Here is a 14,086-nt window from a genome sequence, read left to right as displayed (position 1 = left end):
TCATCGTGTCGTCGGACCCTTGTCGTCCACGGCGCCGATGACGACGCCTTCGCAAGGCGCCAGCACCAGGGGCCCCTTGATGAACTCGGCGCGCGCAGGATCGGTCGATGCGAGCACGATCGGTTGGTGCGGCATCAACGCCGGCGAAATCGGCGCCGGGGTGGTGCCGAAGTTCAAGAGCACTACCAGCCGCTGCCCTTCGTCGTTGCGCGCATAGGCGAGCACCTCGCCCCCGGTTTCAAGCGCTTCATAGTTGCCCCGGTTCAGCGCGGGCTGCGCGCGGCGCAACGCGATGAGGCGCCGGTAGAGCGCCAGCATCGACCCAGCGTCGTGCGATTGCGCCTCCACATTGTTCGTGGGCCAGTCGGCTGCCAGGCGCAGCCACGGCGTGCCGGTCGTGAAGCCCGCATGCTCTGCGGCGCTCCACTGCATGGGTGTTCGCTCCGGGTCGCGCCCCAGGCCCATGCCGGGCTTGTTCTTCTCGAACGGGTCCTGCACTTCATCGGCGGGAATGGGGACGTCCGTCATGCCGATCTCGTCGCCGTAGTAGAGCGTCGGCGTGCCGCGCAGCGTGAGCAGCAGCATGGCCGCGAGCCGCGCCATCTGTGGCCCGACGCGGCTCGCAATGCGAGGTCTGTCGTGGTTGCCCAGCACCCAGTTCGGCTGGGCGCCGGCGGGCAAGGCGGCTTCGTAGTCGCGCACGAAGCGGTCGACGCGCGCCGCCCGCCACTCGGTTGAGATCAGCTGGAAGTTGAAGGGCAGCTGCACGCCTTCGAGCACACCTTCGGCGTTGAGTCCGTAGTAGGCGACCAGGCGCGGGAGCGGCAGGTAGAGCTCGCCGATCAGCACGCGCGACGAGCGTGCGTCGCTGAACGCGTCGACCACGCGGCGCATCTCGGCCACGATCGGCTGTACCTCCGGCAGGTCGGTGTTGTAGAGCATCAGCCAGCGAAAAAATGGGTCCTGGCCCGGGGCGAAGTCCGGGTTCGGCGGGTTGTCGCGGAACTGCGCGTCCTTGATGATTTGAGAGAGCACGTCGACACGGAATCCGTCGACGCCGCGCCGAAGCCAGAAGCGCAGCACCTCGTACATCGCGGCTCGCACTTCGGGGTTGCGCCAGTTGAGGTCGGGCTGCTCCTTCAGGAACGAATGGCAGTAGTACTGGCCGGTGGTCGCATCGAAGGCCCAGGCCGGGCCGCCGAAATTGCTGATCCAGTTGTTGGGCGGCCCGCCGCCCGGCGCCGGGTCGCGCCAGATGTACCAGTCGCGTCGCGGATCGCTGCGTGCGCTGCGGCTCTGCACGAACCACGGATGACGGTCCGACGTGTGGTTGGGCACGAAGTCCAGGATGAGCTTGAGCTCTCTCGCGTGGGCCTCCTGCACCAGCGCATCGAAGCCGTCCAGCGTGCCGAAGCGCGGATCGACGTCGCAAAAATCGGAGATGTCGTACCCGAAGTCGGCCATCGGCGACGGATAGATCGGCGAGATCCAGATGGCATCGACGCCGAGCGAGACCAGATGATCCAGCCGGGCGCGGATTCCGCCCAGGTCGCCGATGCCATCGCCGTTGCTGTCCTGGAACGAACGCGGGTAGACCTGATAGACGATTCCGCACTTCCACCAGTCGTCGGCTGACATCTTGATCCCCTCATGCTCGGTTTCGGGTGAGTCCATTTTCCCCAGAAAGAAAACAGCTGACCTAGCCGTTCAGTACGAGAGACCCCTGCGGATACTGCGCGCACATGAAATCGACGAACGCCCGAACCTTCGGTGCAGGGAGTCGCCTCGACGTATGCAGGACCCAGAGCGCGACCTCCACGCCTGAAACCATGCCCCACTGAACCAGTTCTCCGCGCGTCAGCTGGTTCCATGCGATCGACTGCGGCATCAGGGCGACGCCAGCGCCGGCGATCGCAGCGTCGCGAATCATCAGGAACGAGGAAAGTCTGAGCCTCGGAATCGGCTCCAGGACAAGGCGTCCGTCGTCGAGCGTCCAGTTCGTGGGTTGAAAGCTTGTCGAGACGATGCCTGGGACCGGGCTGACCTTGCCTGGCGCAGGCACGGGCACGGAGGGCGCCGCCACGACCACCAGCCGGTCTTTGGCAAAACACCGGCCGACGAGGCTGCTGTCCGGGCTTGGATTGATCCGGATCGCGGCGTCGAACTGCTCCTCGACGAGGTCCACCAGGCGATCGTCCGCCACCACCTCGCAGCTGACCTCGGGGTAGGCCGTGCAGAACTCGGCGGAGATGCGGCCCATCGCCAACTGCGAGAACAGCACCGGCGAAGCGATGCGCAGGCGTCCGCGGGGCACCGACAAGCCCTCGCGCGCGGAAGTCATGGCGTCGGCCACCTCGTGCATCGGCCCTTCGGTGCGGTCCATCAGCATCTGCCCGGCTTCTGTGAGCTTGAGCCCGCGGGCGCTGCGCTCGATGAGCCGCACGCCGAGTTGCTCTTCCAGATCGGCGATACGCCGGGACAAGGTCGCCTTCGATCTACCGCTCGCGCGGCTTGCTTTTCCGAGGCCACCGTTCATTGCGACGAGCGCGAAGTCGCTCAGTGCATTCAGATCCATGGTGTTCCGTAATTGAAACAAGGTGTCTTCATTTTCTGGCCTTCGTTTTAACAATGCAACGGCCTATCTTCTCCTTACCGCAACTTCAACAGGAGAAAACTGAAATGACCACCACCATCACTCAACGTGCCGTGCTTATCCGGGCCTATGGCGGTGCTGCCGCCGCCGAGGTCGCCGAGACCGCGAGGCCCACGGCCGGACAGGGCCAGGTCCTGGTGCGCGTCCGGGCGGCCGGCGTGAACGGCATCGACTGGAAGATTCGTGAAGGCTTCGTTCGGGACGCATTCCCGCTTCAACTGCCCGCCGTGCTGGGTATCGAGCTTGCGGGTGTCGTCGAAGCGCTTGGCTCCGGCGCCTCGCGTTTTCGCGTGGGCGATCGCGTCATGGGCCCGCTGGGCGGCCTGGGTGCCTATGCCGAGTTCGTGGCAGTCGACGAGGCGAAGCTCGTGCGCACGCCGCAAGGCCTGGACGACGTTCATGCGGCCGCCGTCCCCGTCGCGGCCGTGGCCGCCTGGCAAAGCCTGCACCACGCAGGTCCGATCGCCGCAGGCCAGCGAATCCTCATCCATGGTGCAGCCGGAGGGCTGGGCGGCTATGCCGTGCAGTACGCCAAGCAGGCAGGCGCCGAAGTCTTCGCGACGGCGTCTACCGCCCACGTCGAGTACGTGCGCAGCCTGGGCGCAGACCACGTCATCGACTACCGCACCGAACGCTTCGAGTCGGTCGCGCGCGACATCGACCTTGTGCTCGACTACGTCGGCGGCGAAGTGCTCGATCGCTCGTGGCAGGTGCTGACAAAGGACGGCGCGATCGTCGGCACGTCCTCGCCCGACATCCTGGCACGCACGCCCCCCGGCCGCCGCGGACTGTGGTTCATGAGCAAGCCTGACGCGGCGCTCCTGGAACGGCTGGCGGCAGAGATCGCCGGAGGCACGCTGATTTCGAAGCTCGACGAAGTCGTGGGCTTCGGCGACATCCCCATGGCCATCGAACGCAATCGCACCGACCCGCGCATCGGCAAGGTCGTTGCGGACTTCTCGCGCTGATCGATCTTTTCATCCCCCCACCAACCTCCCAGGAGATTTCCATGAGCATTCTCGTCACCGGTGCCACCGGCACCATCGGTTCCCTCGTCGTCCAAGGCCTGGCCAGTGCCGGCGCCGAAGTCAGTGCCTTCGTTCGCACACCCGGAAAGCAGAGCTTTCCGACCGGCGTCAAGGAGGTCGTCGGCGACCTGACCGACGTGCCCTCATTGCGCGCGGCACTGTCGTCGGTGCGCACGCTGTTCCTGCTGAACGCCGTCACGCCCGACGAAGTGACCCAGGCCCTCGTCGCGCTGAACCTGGCGCGCGAAGCTGGCATCGAGCGCATCGTCTACCTCTCGGTCATCCATGCGGACAAGTTCACCGATGTGCCGCACTTCACCGGCAAGCACACGGTCGAGCGAATGATCGAGAGCCTCGACATTCCGGCAACCATCCTTCGGCCGGCCTACTTCATGCAGAACGAGCGCATGGTCCAGCAGGTGATCCAGGGCTACGGCGTCTACCCGATGCCGATCGGCTCCACGGGCGTCGCGATGATCGATGCACGAGACATCGCGGACGCCGCCGTCGCCGAACTGCTGCGCCGCGATCGCGCGACCGCGCCGTCACCACGCGTGACGCTGGAGCTGGTCGGGCCCGAGCTGTTGACCGGAGAGTCGGTGGCCAAAATCTGGAGTGCTGCGCTCGGTCGTGAAGTGGCTTACGGCGGAGACGACGTGGCGACCTTCGAAGCGCAGATGGCCACATCGGGGCCGTCCTGGCTTGCCTACGACATGCGCCTGATGATGGCCGGGATCCAGAAGTTCGGCATGCATGGCGCGGACGGCGCCGCGGATCGCCTGCAGGCCATCCTCGGGCGTCCTCTGCGCAAGTACACCGACTTCGTCAAGGAGGCTGTTGCCGCGTCGTAGGCTGCGTGCTTCGCGTATGTCGGCTGGGACTGCATCACACGCTGCGCTCTGGGGATCTGATGTCCGTTCTGTGCGCAGCGGTTGCTGGCATTCGGCGGCAAAGCGCGGGTGAGTACTATCGGCCATAAGCGGCCAATCGCGAATGGCTGCTTCGGCGATGCTCTATCCTCATTAAAAAGGTGTGGGATCGTTAACTCGGAGGAGCAAGCGATTGACGCGCGCAGCCTTCGCTGCTTAACATCAATGCACCTTCCACCGTCGACGTGCCATGAAACGCCGTGAGTTCGTTCTTGTTGGCACTGCGCTCGCCTCACTCGGCGTGTCAGCGTGCACCCATTCGATCGGAGGCTTCGCCGCAAAAACGTCGCGAGAAGATGGCTGGAACATCGCCGCGGGCGACGACGACAAGCTCGTTGACACCACCGCACTCAGCAAGATGGCCGATCGGCTTGCGGCTTCGGGCTCGAACATTCACTCGGTTCTTGTCGTGCATCGCGGCAGGCTCGTTTTCGAGCGCTACCTCCAAGGCAGCGATCAGGTGCCGACCAGCTTTTTCGGCAGCCGTGTGGAGAACGTCGTCTTCAACGCCGGCATGCGCCATGCAATGAAGTCAGCGACGAAGAGCGTCGCGTCGCTCGCCGTCGGCATCGCGATCGACCGGGGGCTGATCCATGGCGTCGACGAGCCGATCCTTGGCTTCTTCCCCGAACTCGCAGACCTGCGAACGCCAGAATCGGATCGCCTGTTGCTGCGGCACGCGCTCGGCATGACGCTCGGCCTCGAATGGATCGAGTCAACGCCCGCGACCGGCGATCTCGCGAACGACGAAACGCGCATGTATTTTTCGGGAGATCCGTGTCGCTACGTGCTCACGCGCCGAACTGTGGCGGCGGCTGGGCAGCAGTTCTTCTACAGTACCGGCGCGCTGGCGCTTATATCGGCGATCCTGCATCGGGCCACCGGCAGACCGCTCGACGAGTTCGCGCGAACGAGCCTGCTGGAGCCCCTGGGCATCTCCGGCGAAGAATGGAGCCGAATGGGCAGAGACAGCGACGCCGGCGGAGGCCTTCGCATGCGTCCACGGGATATGGCGAAGATCGGACAGCTCGTGCTGGCGGGCGGTCGCTGGGATGGACGCCAGATCGTGTCGAAGGGCTGGATCGAAGCTTCCACCGCGTCGCTCATCAAGGCAACGGACGACCAGGACTACGGCTACCTTTGGTGGAGCGGCCATGCCAGAGCGCACCGACGAATAGTCCGCTGGATTGGTGCGCTCGGTCGAGGCGGGCAATCGATCCGAATCGTGCCCGAGCTCGATCTCGTCGTTGCCGTGACGGCAGGCTACTACCAGGACTACAGCCCGCAGGCATTCAAGTTGCAGTACGGCGTGTTCAACGATGTGCTGCAGGCTATCTCACCGTCCCTGTGACTCGGATACCGTGACTGGCGTCCATGCTGTCAGCGCTTAATTGAACCGCGAAACACCGGGCGATCTTCGCGAAACGCCTATTACGGTGACTGGCCGCTTGGCGATGGCCCACGTTGCACTCGCTACATCCGCTTGGGCGACATAGGCCGCGGCACGTGGCTCGCCGGATACCTGACTTTCGTGGCGTCGAGAAGTGGACTTCAGGTTTCGACCCAAGATCGTCTGACGGTATGTCCAACCGGTCGCCGGAAACCCGACTAAGCTGACCACAGTCGCGGCCATTCTTGGTCGAGCCATTTGGTCGGCAGCACTGCAGCGCGACCGGTCGACCTGAACTCGCGAATTCGCGCAACTGATCTGGAGCAGGCGCTCCGCAGGGGCACGGCCGCTCTATATGGCTAGCCGTAGTGCTGGCTGCTCAGTCACGATCTGTGCGATGAAGTCCATCACGGCACGCACAGATGCGCTACGCCGTAGATCCCGATGCACAAGCAGCCAGATGTCGCGGAAGAAGGGCTTGCCGTCCGGCTCCAGCCGCTGTAGACCCGGATCGACATCGCCGAGAAAGCGCGGCAATCCGGCCACGCCAGCGCCGGCCCGCGCAACCGCCAAGTGACTGGAAATGTCGTTCAGTGTGCAGGCTACCCGGCGGCCGTCGGCCAGTCCCAGCAGCCACTGCTGCTGCGGCATCTCGTCGAACTGCGCGTCAAAGGCGACGAACTCCCATTCGGCCGGGCGCTGAAGATGGACATAGTCATTGCTGGCATACAGCCCGAAGTGCATCCGGCCGATCCGCCGCACGACATAGCTGGCGTCCTTGGGCCGCACGAGACGCAGCGCCACATCGGCTTCGCGCCGGATCAACGACACCTGCTGGCCCTGGGCCGAGACCGCAAGCTGGAGCCCCGGATGACGACGCCTGAACTCGGCCATGTGGCTTGCTAGCAGCTGCGTGACCAGGACAGGGGGCGCACTGAGTGAGACCTTGCCATCGAGCGGCGCACGCGCTGCATGCAGCAGCCGCTCGATGGCATAGGCCCCATCTTCCATGGCTTGCACCTGTTCGAACACCCGATGACCCAGCGGCGTCAACCGGCAGGAACGGGGCAGGCGGTCAACCAAGGCGGCTTGCAGCTCGTACTCCAACGAGGCCAATCTGCGGCTGACCGTGGCATGGTCCACCTGCAGGGCGCGGGCAGCGCCGGAGAGTGTGCCAATGCGCGCGATCGCCAGGAAGTGGCGCAAACTTTCCCAGTCCATCATCAGTGCGTTTTCTCCAGGATATGTGCGATTTTAGGGAATTTACGCAAAGCTCCATCAAGCCCAGCATCGAGGCCTTCCAGCTCTCTCGAATGCCTGCCATGTTTTCCATATCCCGTGCGCGTTCACGCGGTACGCTGGCGGCCGCTGCCATCGGCTTTGTGGTCGTCCTACTCGATGTCAGTGTTGTCAACGTGGCGCTGGACGCACTGCGCCAGAGCTTCGACACCGACATTGCCGGGCTGCAATGGGTGGTCAATGCCTACACCCTGGTCTTCGCCGCCTTGCTGCTGTCGGCCGGCGCCTTGGGCGACCGCTTGGGCGCCAAGCGCGTCTTCATGCTGGGCTTCGCGCTCTTTACCCTGGCCTCGGCGGGCTGCGGCCTGGCCCCCAGCCTGGCGGCGTTGATCCTCGCGCGCATCGCGCAGGGGCTTGGCGCGGCGATGCTGGTGCCCAATTCCTTGTCCATGCTGCAGCAGGCCTTTCCAGACCCCGCGCAGCGCAGCCGGGCTGTGGGCTGGTGGGGCGCAGCAGGCGGCATCGCCCTTGCGGCAGGGCCGGTGTTGGGCGGGGTGCTGGTGAGCCATGCCGGCTGGCGCAGCATTTTTTTGGTCAATCTTCCTATCGGCTTGCTCGGCCTGTATCTGAGCTGGTGCCATGCCGAGTCCGGCCAACGCAGCTCAGCAAGCCCCAAACGCGGGCTCGATCTTCCCGGCCAGGCGACCGCCTGCCTTGCCCTGGCGGCCCTGACCTATGCCCTGAGCGCGGCGGGCAGCCTGGGCTGGGAACACCCCTGGGTCTATGGCGGCCTGCTGCTATCCTTGGCATCGGCGGCCAGCTTCATCGCCATCGAGTCCCGCAGCGCCGCACCGATGCTGCCGCTGACGCTGTTCCGGCTGCAACGCTTCACGCTGGCCTCGGTGTGCGGTGCCATCATCAACTTCGCGTACTACGGCCTGATCTTTGTTTTCAGCCTGTTCTTCCAGATCGAACAGCATCTCTCGCCGTTGCAGACCGGCTTGGCCTTTCTGCCCATGACGGCGGTGCTGATGGCGGTGAGCATCTTCGTCGGTCGGCTGAATGGCCGAATGGGTGCAAGGGGGCTGCTTCTCTTCGGCATGTCCTGGGCAGCTCTCGGTTACGCCTTGCTATGGCCCGTCAGCATCGAGGGTGCCTATGGCTGGCTGATCGCGCCCATGCTGATTGCCTCCAGTGGCATCGCGACGATGGTCCCGACCTTGACCAATCTGACCTTGTCATCGGTCGCTCCGGCGCAGACCGGTATTGCCTCGGGTGTGCTCAATGCCGCACGCCAGGTGGGCGGCATGCTCGGTGTGGCTGTCTGCGGCTTTTTGGTCCGGGGCACCGAGCCTGCCGTCTTCATGCAAGGTATGCACCGTGCAATTGCCATGGCAGCAGCCTTGCTGCTGGCTGGTTTCGTACTGTGCTGGTTCGGCATATCAAGCCAAGACAGTGCAATCGATGGAAAACGACAGCCCAATCTGTGAGCACCAGCGTTCACAAGCAAGACCTTCGCAGGGCTATCTCCCAATCGATACGGCGGCAAAGCAGCCATCGAAGAGCGTCCGGTTCTGGCCGCACGGGAAGTCTGCGCAAAGGGCCCAGCGACGTTCTCGAAAGCGGACGCTTAGGATTCCGCCGGGTACGCCTGTTTGACGGGAGCCGACCCTTGAGCCTTACATTCAAGTAGGCCTCGCTGGCAATCCTGCTGCTGCGTTTCGCCGGGAGAGCATGGCGGGCGCATCTCGCATCGAAGGTCGAGCTCGCTCCTGGCTCAACCTATGCCACAAGACATGCAAGGTTTGATCGTTTGACAGTCGCTTGCCAAGCCTCATCTGCCATGAAATATTCACGCCACCTTCCTGTTCTTTTCGCCGCGGTCGCATGCACCCACATTGGCGCTCAAACAACGGGCGCCGCATCGCATGGATCCATTGCTGAATCCAATGCCACCGTGTTCAAAGCTTGCGCCGTCGCCCCGACAGCGAATGGAGCGTGCCCGCTCGATGCGGTCTTTGGGCTCTTCAAGCTCGCGCCCAACAACGACGTGCTGGACTTCAAGGTTTCGAACACCGTGCCACGGGCGATCAACCAAAACTACGGTTGGATCCTGAAACTCAACCGGAAATCTGGCAAGGTCCGCGTTCTCGAACGCGTGACATTGCCGGAAACCCCGAAGACGTGGGGCAGCGGTGGCCAGCCTTACGGTACGTCGGCGGATCGCAAGACCATTTCGCTGGACGTGACCCTGACCATCTACGACGGCACCATTTCGAAGTCTTGGGACGTGGCCGATGGCGATCCTGCCGGCCACTACCTGATCAGCGCCTACGTCGAAGACTCCGCTCCGGTGAAGTTCGAGTTTGATGTCATCGATCCAAAATGACCAACTGCCGTAGACCTGTGGGTTGAACTCGTTGCGGCTGCCTGCCTCAGCTTCGAACGTCGGCCGCGGGGGAACGCTTCTGGCCGAATTCCGCCGCACAGCAGTGGCGCCGAGAGGCCCAAGACGGTCAACAACCCGGTCCATCTCCGTTCGCTACCCGGCGCGGCACGGCAGGCGGGATTCAGTTGATGATCTCTCCCATGCCAACGCGTACGCGCTCCCTGAGCTGCCGGATGTACTCCGGATCGAAGGGTTCCCAGGTCTCCAGTTCGCCGACGATCCGAAGCGGCTCCCGGCTGCGGTACGAGCGTGTGGGATTGCCCGGAAACTTCTTGTCGGTGACGTTGGGGTCGTCCTCGTAGGCGCCCGTGGGCTCGACGATGTAGACGCGGCCACGGCCGTCGCCCCTAGCCATTTCGGCAGCCAGCCCGGCGCCCTTGGGCCAGGCGGTGAAGTAGATGTGGTTCATGACGACGCGGCCGTCGTAGTTTGACCGAAAGCCGGCCGTGAGCAGATCGCCCACCTGAAGGTCCGCCCGCGTACCGTGGAAGTAGGGGCCGGCGTCCAAGATAGCCATGCAGCTCGCTCCTCTGCAGAAAGGAAAAGCCGCGGAGTCTACTCGTGTCGATCGTCACGGAAGCCGTCTCGCGTGAAGTCCGATCCAGGCCTGGGTATGCCCCTACACCCCACGGCCTCATCCTCGATGCTGGAACAATGCCTCCACCATGGACGGCCTCGATCTCATCAAAACATTCCGTGAAGTCGCGTTCCGGCGCAGCTTCTCCCGCGCGGCGATTTCGCTGGGCATGTCGAAAGCCACGGTGAGCCGCTATGTGGCAGAGCTCGAAACCCGCAGCGGCGTGCGCCTGCTGAACCGCTCCACCCGCTCCCTGAGCCTGACCGATGCCGGCCAGGTGCTGCTCGACCGCAGCACGCAACTGGTGACGATGGCCGAGAACACCCTGAACGACCTGCAGGCCCACGGCTCGCATCCGCGCGGTCGGCTACGCATGAGCGCGCCGCACGGGCTTATCGCCGGCTGGCTCTCGGACGTGATCGCCGGGTTCATCAAGCTCTATCCCGATGTGTACGTGAGCCTGGTGTTCACCAACGACAACCTCGACCTGATCGAGGAAGGCATCGACATCCACCTGACGGGCGGGCGCATCGACGACATGAACCTGATCGTGCGCCGGCTGGTGCAGTTCGACATGGTGGTCTGCGCCACGCCGGCCTACTGGGCCCAGCGCGGCATGCCGCAGACGCCCGAAGACCTGGGCCGGCACGATGTGCTGAGCTTCTCGGCGAAGCCGACCACCCACTTGCCCTTCGAGACCGGCGGCAAGCCGTACGACGTGCCGGTGCACAGCCGCATGGAAGCCAACGACGCCGTGGCGCTGATCGAGCTGGCTCTGCGTGGCGTGGGCGTGGCCTATGTGCCCGAGCCGCTGGCGCAGTCGCACCTGGAGCGCGGGGCGCTGGTGCCGGTGCTGCGCGAGCACATGCCGCGCGAGCACTGGCTGTATGCCGCGTATTCGCAGCGCCGCCACAACAGCGCCGCGATGCGCGCGATGCTCGACTTCCTGGAGCAATCGATGGGCGCGCTGGCCGAAGGCCCGGCGCTGCCGCCACAGCAGCCCGTGCACATGGCACCGACTACATGCGCCCTTTCCAGGGCACCAGACGTCGCTCGAGCCACCGCATCAGCAGGTCGAACAGATAAGCAACCACCCCGATGACGATGATGCCCATGATGACGATGTCGGTGCGCAGGAAGTTCGACGCGTTCAGCACCATCTGACCCAGCCCCATGTTGGCCGCCACCATCTCGGCGGCCACCAGCGTTGTCCAGCCGAAGCCGATGGCGATGCGCATGCCCACAAGGATGTCGGGCAGTGCCGACGGCAATATCACGTGACGGATCACCTGCATGTAGCTCGCGCCCATCGAGTACGCGGCGTTGATCTGCTCTTGTGATGCACTGCGCATGCCCGAGCGCGCAGCCAGCGCCAGCGGCGCGAAGCAACTCAAAAAGATCAGCAGCACCTTCGGCAGCTCGTCAATGCCAAACCAGATGATGATGAGTGGCAGGTATGCCAGCGGAGGCAGCGGCCGGTAGAACTCCAGCGGCGGATCGAAGATGCCGCGCCAGAAGCGGCTCATGCCCATCGCGATGCCCACAGGAATGGCGGTGACGCAGGCCAGGAAGAAGGCCGAGAACACGCGGAACATGCTGGCCAGGAAGTGCTGCCACAGCGGCTTGTCGTTGGCCTGGCCGGTGAGGTATTCGTAGAACTGCTGGAACACCGCCTGCGGCGTGGGCAGGAACAGAGGCTTGACCCAGCCCATGTTGGTGACGATGAACCACAGCGCCACCAACGCCACAACGGTGACGATGCTGATGGTCACGCTCGAGCCTTCGCCCGGCACCTTGAAGGCGCTGGTCTTGAGCTTGGCGCCTGCTGCGGGTGCAGGCAGTACTGGCGGGGTGGCGGGCTTGGAAGGCGGTGGCGTCATGGCGACGGGGGATGCGATCGACACCTCAGACATGGGCAACCTCGCGATGATGAATGATCGACAGCACTTCTTCACGCATGCGGATGAATTCGGGCTCCGACTTCACCTTGCGCGAGTCGCCGTGCGACAGGTACTGGCGAGAGAAAGGCACGTCGTCGTAGACGTGCGATATGCGCCCGGGGCTCGGGCTCATCACGATCAGCCGGGTGGCGAGGAACAGCGCCTCTTCCACCGAGTGGGTGATGAAGAACACCATCTTGTTCGACTTGGACCAGGCTTGCAGAAGAATCTCTTGCACCTGTTCGCGCGTGAAAGCATCGAGCGCGCCCATGGGTTCGTCCATGAGCAGCACGGCCGGGTCGCTCGCGAGTGCGCGCGCAATGCCAACGCGCTGCTGCATGCCGCCCGACAGTTCGTACACCGCACGATCGGCGTATTTCTGCAGGCCGACGAGGCCCAGCTTTTCTTCAGCGATGCGGTCGCGCTCGGCCTTGCCCACGCCGGCCAGTCGCAGGCCCAGCGCCACGTTGTCGCGCACGTTGAGCCAGGGCATCAGCGCGTGCTTCTGGAACACCACGCCGCGATCAGCGCCGGGGCCGACTACCGGCTTTCCGTCCAGCAGGATCTCGCCGGTCGATGGCGGCAGGAAGCCGGCGATGCTGTTGAGCAGCGTGGTCTTGCCGCAGCCCGAGGCACCTAGCGCTACGACGAAGTCGCCGTCATGCATCGTCAGGTTGACGGGGGCCAGCGCCTGCAGCGTGCCGCCCTTTACCGCGTAGTTGACCGTCAGGTCTCGGATGTCTAGCGTGGGCATTTCAGATCTCCGCTTTCCGTTCGTTGCTACTTGCCCATTGCCTTCTCGACATAAGTAGTGGTCACGAACGCGCCGTAGTCAGGCTTCACCTCCTGCACCCGCCCCTGCTCTTTCAGGAAAGCCGCCGTGTTAGCCATCGCCTTGGCAGCACCACCGCCCAGCCACGTCGGCGAAACCTGCTCTGCCATGGTCGGGAAGGTGTACAGCGCCATGGCCGCACCAACGTCCTTCGGATCGGCCTTGGTCCACTTGGCCATGGCCTTGGTCTGCGGCGAGTCGGGCGTCCAGCTCTTGCCCGTTGCCTTGTATTCCTCGTTCGCGCGGTTGAGTGCCTTCACAAAGGCGATCATGAAGGGCTCGTTGGCGGCCGCCCACTTGGCGTTGACCACGATGCCCTCGAAGGTGGGAGCGCCGCGCTTGCCGATGCTGCCCGAGGTGGCGATGGTCTTGCCGCTGGCCTTGATCTTCGAGAGCACCGGGTCCCAGATGAAAGTGGCGTCGATGTCGCCGCGCTCCCATGCGGCCGCGATCTCCGGCGGGCGCATGTTCATCACGTTCACGCTCTTGGGGTCGACGCCGTCCATCTTCATGCCGGCCATGAGCTGGTAGTGCGCGGTCGACACGAAGGGCGTGGCCACTTTCTTGCCGGCCAGGTCCTTCATGCTGTTGATGCCCGATGCATTGCGCGCGATGAGCGCTTCCGCATTCGCGATGTCGGCGGAGATCCAGAACAGCTTGATGTCCTGCCCCTGGCTGGCCGCGGCCGTCAGCGGGCTTGAGCCGGTTTCACCCATCTGCACGTCGCCTGAAGCCATCGCGCGGATCACGTCGCCGCCGCCCGCGAACATGCGCCAGTTGATCTTGTAGCCCGTGGCCTTCTCGACCTCACCGGACTCCATGACGAGGCGCAGTGGAACCAGCATGTCCTGGTGGGCGAAGGTGAGTTCCTTGGCCTGCTGTGCGGAAGCGGTGCCGCACAAGGCTGCCAGCGTGGTGGCCAGCACGGCGAGTTGCAGGGGGAGACGGCGGGACATGGTCATCGGGTTTCTCCAGTAGGTGAATCTCGCAGCGACTTTGCACGCATCGCCTCCAGCCAGGAAGTACCAGCACCGGGGCGGGCATGGAGC

Annotated in this window: 13 protein-coding genes; 6 read left to right on the top strand and 7 right to left on the bottom strand. The window is 64.3% G+C overall.

Annotated elements, in window-relative coordinates; genetic code table 11:
* On the bottom strand, positions 1 to 1,638 hold the full coding sequence (locus ACZYSP_RS23200; RefSeq protein ID WP_489016817.1) for an alpha-amylase family glycosyl hydrolase: 1,638 nt from the start codon (positions 1,636 to 1,638) through the stop codon (positions 1 to 3).
* A 61-nt stretch (positions 1,639 to 1,699) separates the two neighbouring features.
* On the bottom strand, positions 1,700 to 2,575 hold the full coding sequence (locus ACZYSP_RS23195) for a LysR family transcriptional regulator (protein ID WP_097198568.1): 876 nt from the start codon (positions 2,573 to 2,575) through the stop codon (positions 1,700 to 1,702).
* A 104-nt stretch (positions 2,576 to 2,679) separates the two neighbouring features.
* Between ACZYSP_RS23195 and ACZYSP_RS23190 the strand changes: the two genes are divergently transcribed.
* From ACZYSP_RS23190 to ACZYSP_RS23180, 3 genes are all read left to right on the top strand, one after another.
* On the top strand, positions 2,680 to 3,621 hold the full coding sequence (locus ACZYSP_RS23190) for an NADP-dependent oxidoreductase (RefSeq protein ID WP_489016815.1): 942 nt from the start codon (positions 2,680 to 2,682) through the stop codon (positions 3,619 to 3,621).
* Between the two features lie 41 nt (positions 3,622 to 3,662).
* Positions 3,663 to 4,532 carry an SDR family oxidoreductase gene (locus tag ACZYSP_RS23185; RefSeq protein ID WP_489016813.1) on the top strand — a complete coding sequence of 290 codons (870 nt, stop codon included), beginning with the start codon at positions 3,663 to 3,665 and terminating at the stop codon, positions 4,530 to 4,532.
* 268 nt (positions 4,533 to 4,800) lie between these two features.
* A complete protein-coding gene (locus ACZYSP_RS23180; RefSeq protein ID WP_489016811.1) occupies positions 4,801 to 5,961 on the top strand; it encodes a serine hydrolase domain-containing protein in 1,161 nt (386 codons plus the stop codon).
* A gap of 390 nt (positions 5,962 to 6,351) precedes the next feature.
* Here the strand turns inward: ACZYSP_RS23180 and ACZYSP_RS23175 are convergent, their stop codons facing one another.
* Entirely contained in the window at positions 6,352 to 7,224 is an 873-nt protein-coding gene (locus ACZYSP_RS23175; RefSeq protein ID WP_093179654.1) for a LysR family transcriptional regulator, read from the bottom strand.
* Positions 7,225 to 7,322: 98 nt separating this feature from the next.
* On the opposite strand from ACZYSP_RS23175, the gene ACZYSP_RS23170 reads away from it, so the two are divergent.
* Both ACZYSP_RS23170 and ACZYSP_RS23165 read left to right on the top strand, forming a co-directional pair.
* Positions 7,323 to 8,729, top strand: coding sequence for an MFS transporter (locus tag ACZYSP_RS23170; RefSeq protein ID WP_489016808.1), 1,407 nt, complete (start codon positions 7,323 to 7,325; stop codon positions 8,727 to 8,729).
* 353 nt (positions 8,730 to 9,082) lie between these two features.
* Positions 9,083 to 9,628: a hypothetical protein gene (locus ACZYSP_RS23165; RefSeq protein WP_489016806.1), complete on the top strand. Its 546-nt coding sequence runs from the start codon at positions 9,083 to 9,085 to the stop codon at positions 9,626 to 9,628.
* 181 nt (positions 9,629 to 9,809) lie between these two features.
* On the opposite strand, the gene arr is transcribed toward ACZYSP_RS23165, so the two are convergent.
* On the bottom strand, positions 9,810 to 10,205 hold the full coding sequence (gene arr / locus ACZYSP_RS23160) for an NAD(+)--rifampin ADP-ribosyltransferase (protein ID WP_093058453.1): 396 nt from the start codon (positions 10,203 to 10,205) through the stop codon (positions 9,810 to 9,812).
* A gap of 148 nt (positions 10,206 to 10,353) precedes the next feature.
* On the opposite strand from arr, the gene ACZYSP_RS23155 reads away from it, so the two are divergent.
* On the top strand, positions 10,354 to 11,367 hold the full coding sequence (locus ACZYSP_RS23155; protein WP_093080739.1) for a LysR family transcriptional regulator: 1,014 nt from the start codon (positions 10,354 to 10,356) through the stop codon (positions 11,365 to 11,367).
* Here ACZYSP_RS23155 and ACZYSP_RS23150 read toward each other — a convergent pair.
* The 3 genes from ACZYSP_RS23150 to tauA are packed head-to-tail and all read right to left on the bottom strand — an operon-like array spanning position 11,285 to position 13,999.
* Entirely contained in the window at positions 11,285 to 12,178 is an 894-nt protein-coding gene (locus tag ACZYSP_RS23150) for an ABC transporter permease subunit (RefSeq protein WP_426389632.1), read from the bottom strand. The genes ACZYSP_RS23155 and ACZYSP_RS23150 overlap by 83 nt on opposite strands.
* Positions 12,171 to 12,959 carry a taurine ABC transporter ATP-binding protein gene (locus tag ACZYSP_RS23145; protein WP_489016803.1) on the bottom strand — a complete coding sequence of 263 codons (789 nt, stop codon included), beginning with the start codon at positions 12,957 to 12,959 and terminating at the stop codon, positions 12,171 to 12,173. Before ACZYSP_RS23145 ends, ACZYSP_RS23150 begins: the two co-directional genes overlap by 8 nt.
* A gap of 26 nt (positions 12,960 to 12,985) precedes the next feature.
* On the bottom strand, positions 12,986 to 13,999 hold the full coding sequence (gene tauA / locus ACZYSP_RS23140; protein ID WP_093058457.1) for a taurine ABC transporter substrate-binding protein: 1,014 nt from the start codon (positions 13,997 to 13,999) through the stop codon (positions 12,986 to 12,988).
* Between the last annotated feature and the right edge of the window lie 87 nt (positions 14,000 to 14,086).

The sequence above is a fragment of the Variovorax sp. F042 genome (assembly GCF_057814215.1).
This window is presented reverse-complemented; position numbering and strand designations above follow the sequence as displayed.

Bases quoted from the DNA above. Each gene is read 5' to 3' on its own strand.
- ACZYSP_RS23175 (WP_093179654.1), bottom strand. From the start codon at position 7,224: ATGATGGACTGGGAAAGTTTGCGCCACTTCCTGGCGATCGCGCGCATT.
- ACZYSP_RS23150 (WP_426389632.1), bottom strand. From the start codon at position 12,178: ATGTCTGAGGTGTCGATCGCATCCCCCGTCGCCATGACGCCACCGCCT.
- ACZYSP_RS23190 (WP_489016815.1), top strand. From the start codon at position 2,680: ATGACCACCACCATCACTCAACGTGCCGTGCTTATCCGGGCCTATGGC.
- ACZYSP_RS23200 (WP_489016817.1), bottom strand. From the start codon at position 1,638: ATGTCAGCCGACGACTGGTGGAAGTGCGGAATCGTCTATCAGGTCTAC.
- arr (WP_093058453.1), bottom strand. From the start codon at position 10,205: ATGGCTATCTTGGACGCCGGCCCCTACTTCCACGGTACGCGGGCGGAC.
- tauA (WP_093058457.1), bottom strand. From the start codon at position 13,999: ATGACCATGTCCCGCCGTCTCCCCCTGCAACTCGCCGTGCTGGCCACC.
- ACZYSP_RS23165 (WP_489016806.1), top strand. From the start codon at position 9,083: ATGAAATATTCACGCCACCTTCCTGTTCTTTTCGCCGCGGTCGCATGC.
- ACZYSP_RS23185 (WP_489016813.1), top strand. From the start codon at position 3,663: ATGAGCATTCTCGTCACCGGTGCCACCGGCACCATCGGTTCCCTCGTC.
- ACZYSP_RS23180 (WP_489016811.1), top strand. From the start codon at position 4,801: ATGAAACGCCGTGAGTTCGTTCTTGTTGGCACTGCGCTCGCCTCACTC.
- ACZYSP_RS23145 (WP_489016803.1), bottom strand. From the start codon at position 12,959: ATGCCCACGCTAGACATCCGAGACCTGACGGTCAACTACGCGGTAAAG.
- ACZYSP_RS23155 (WP_093080739.1), top strand. From the start codon at position 10,354: ATGGACGGCCTCGATCTCATCAAAACATTCCGTGAAGTCGCGTTCCGG.
- ACZYSP_RS23195 (WP_097198568.1), bottom strand. From the start codon at position 2,575: ATGGATCTGAATGCACTGAGCGACTTCGCGCTCGTCGCAATGAACGGT.
- ACZYSP_RS23170 (WP_489016808.1), top strand. From the start codon at position 7,323: ATGTTTTCCATATCCCGTGCGCGTTCACGCGGTACGCTGGCGGCCGCT.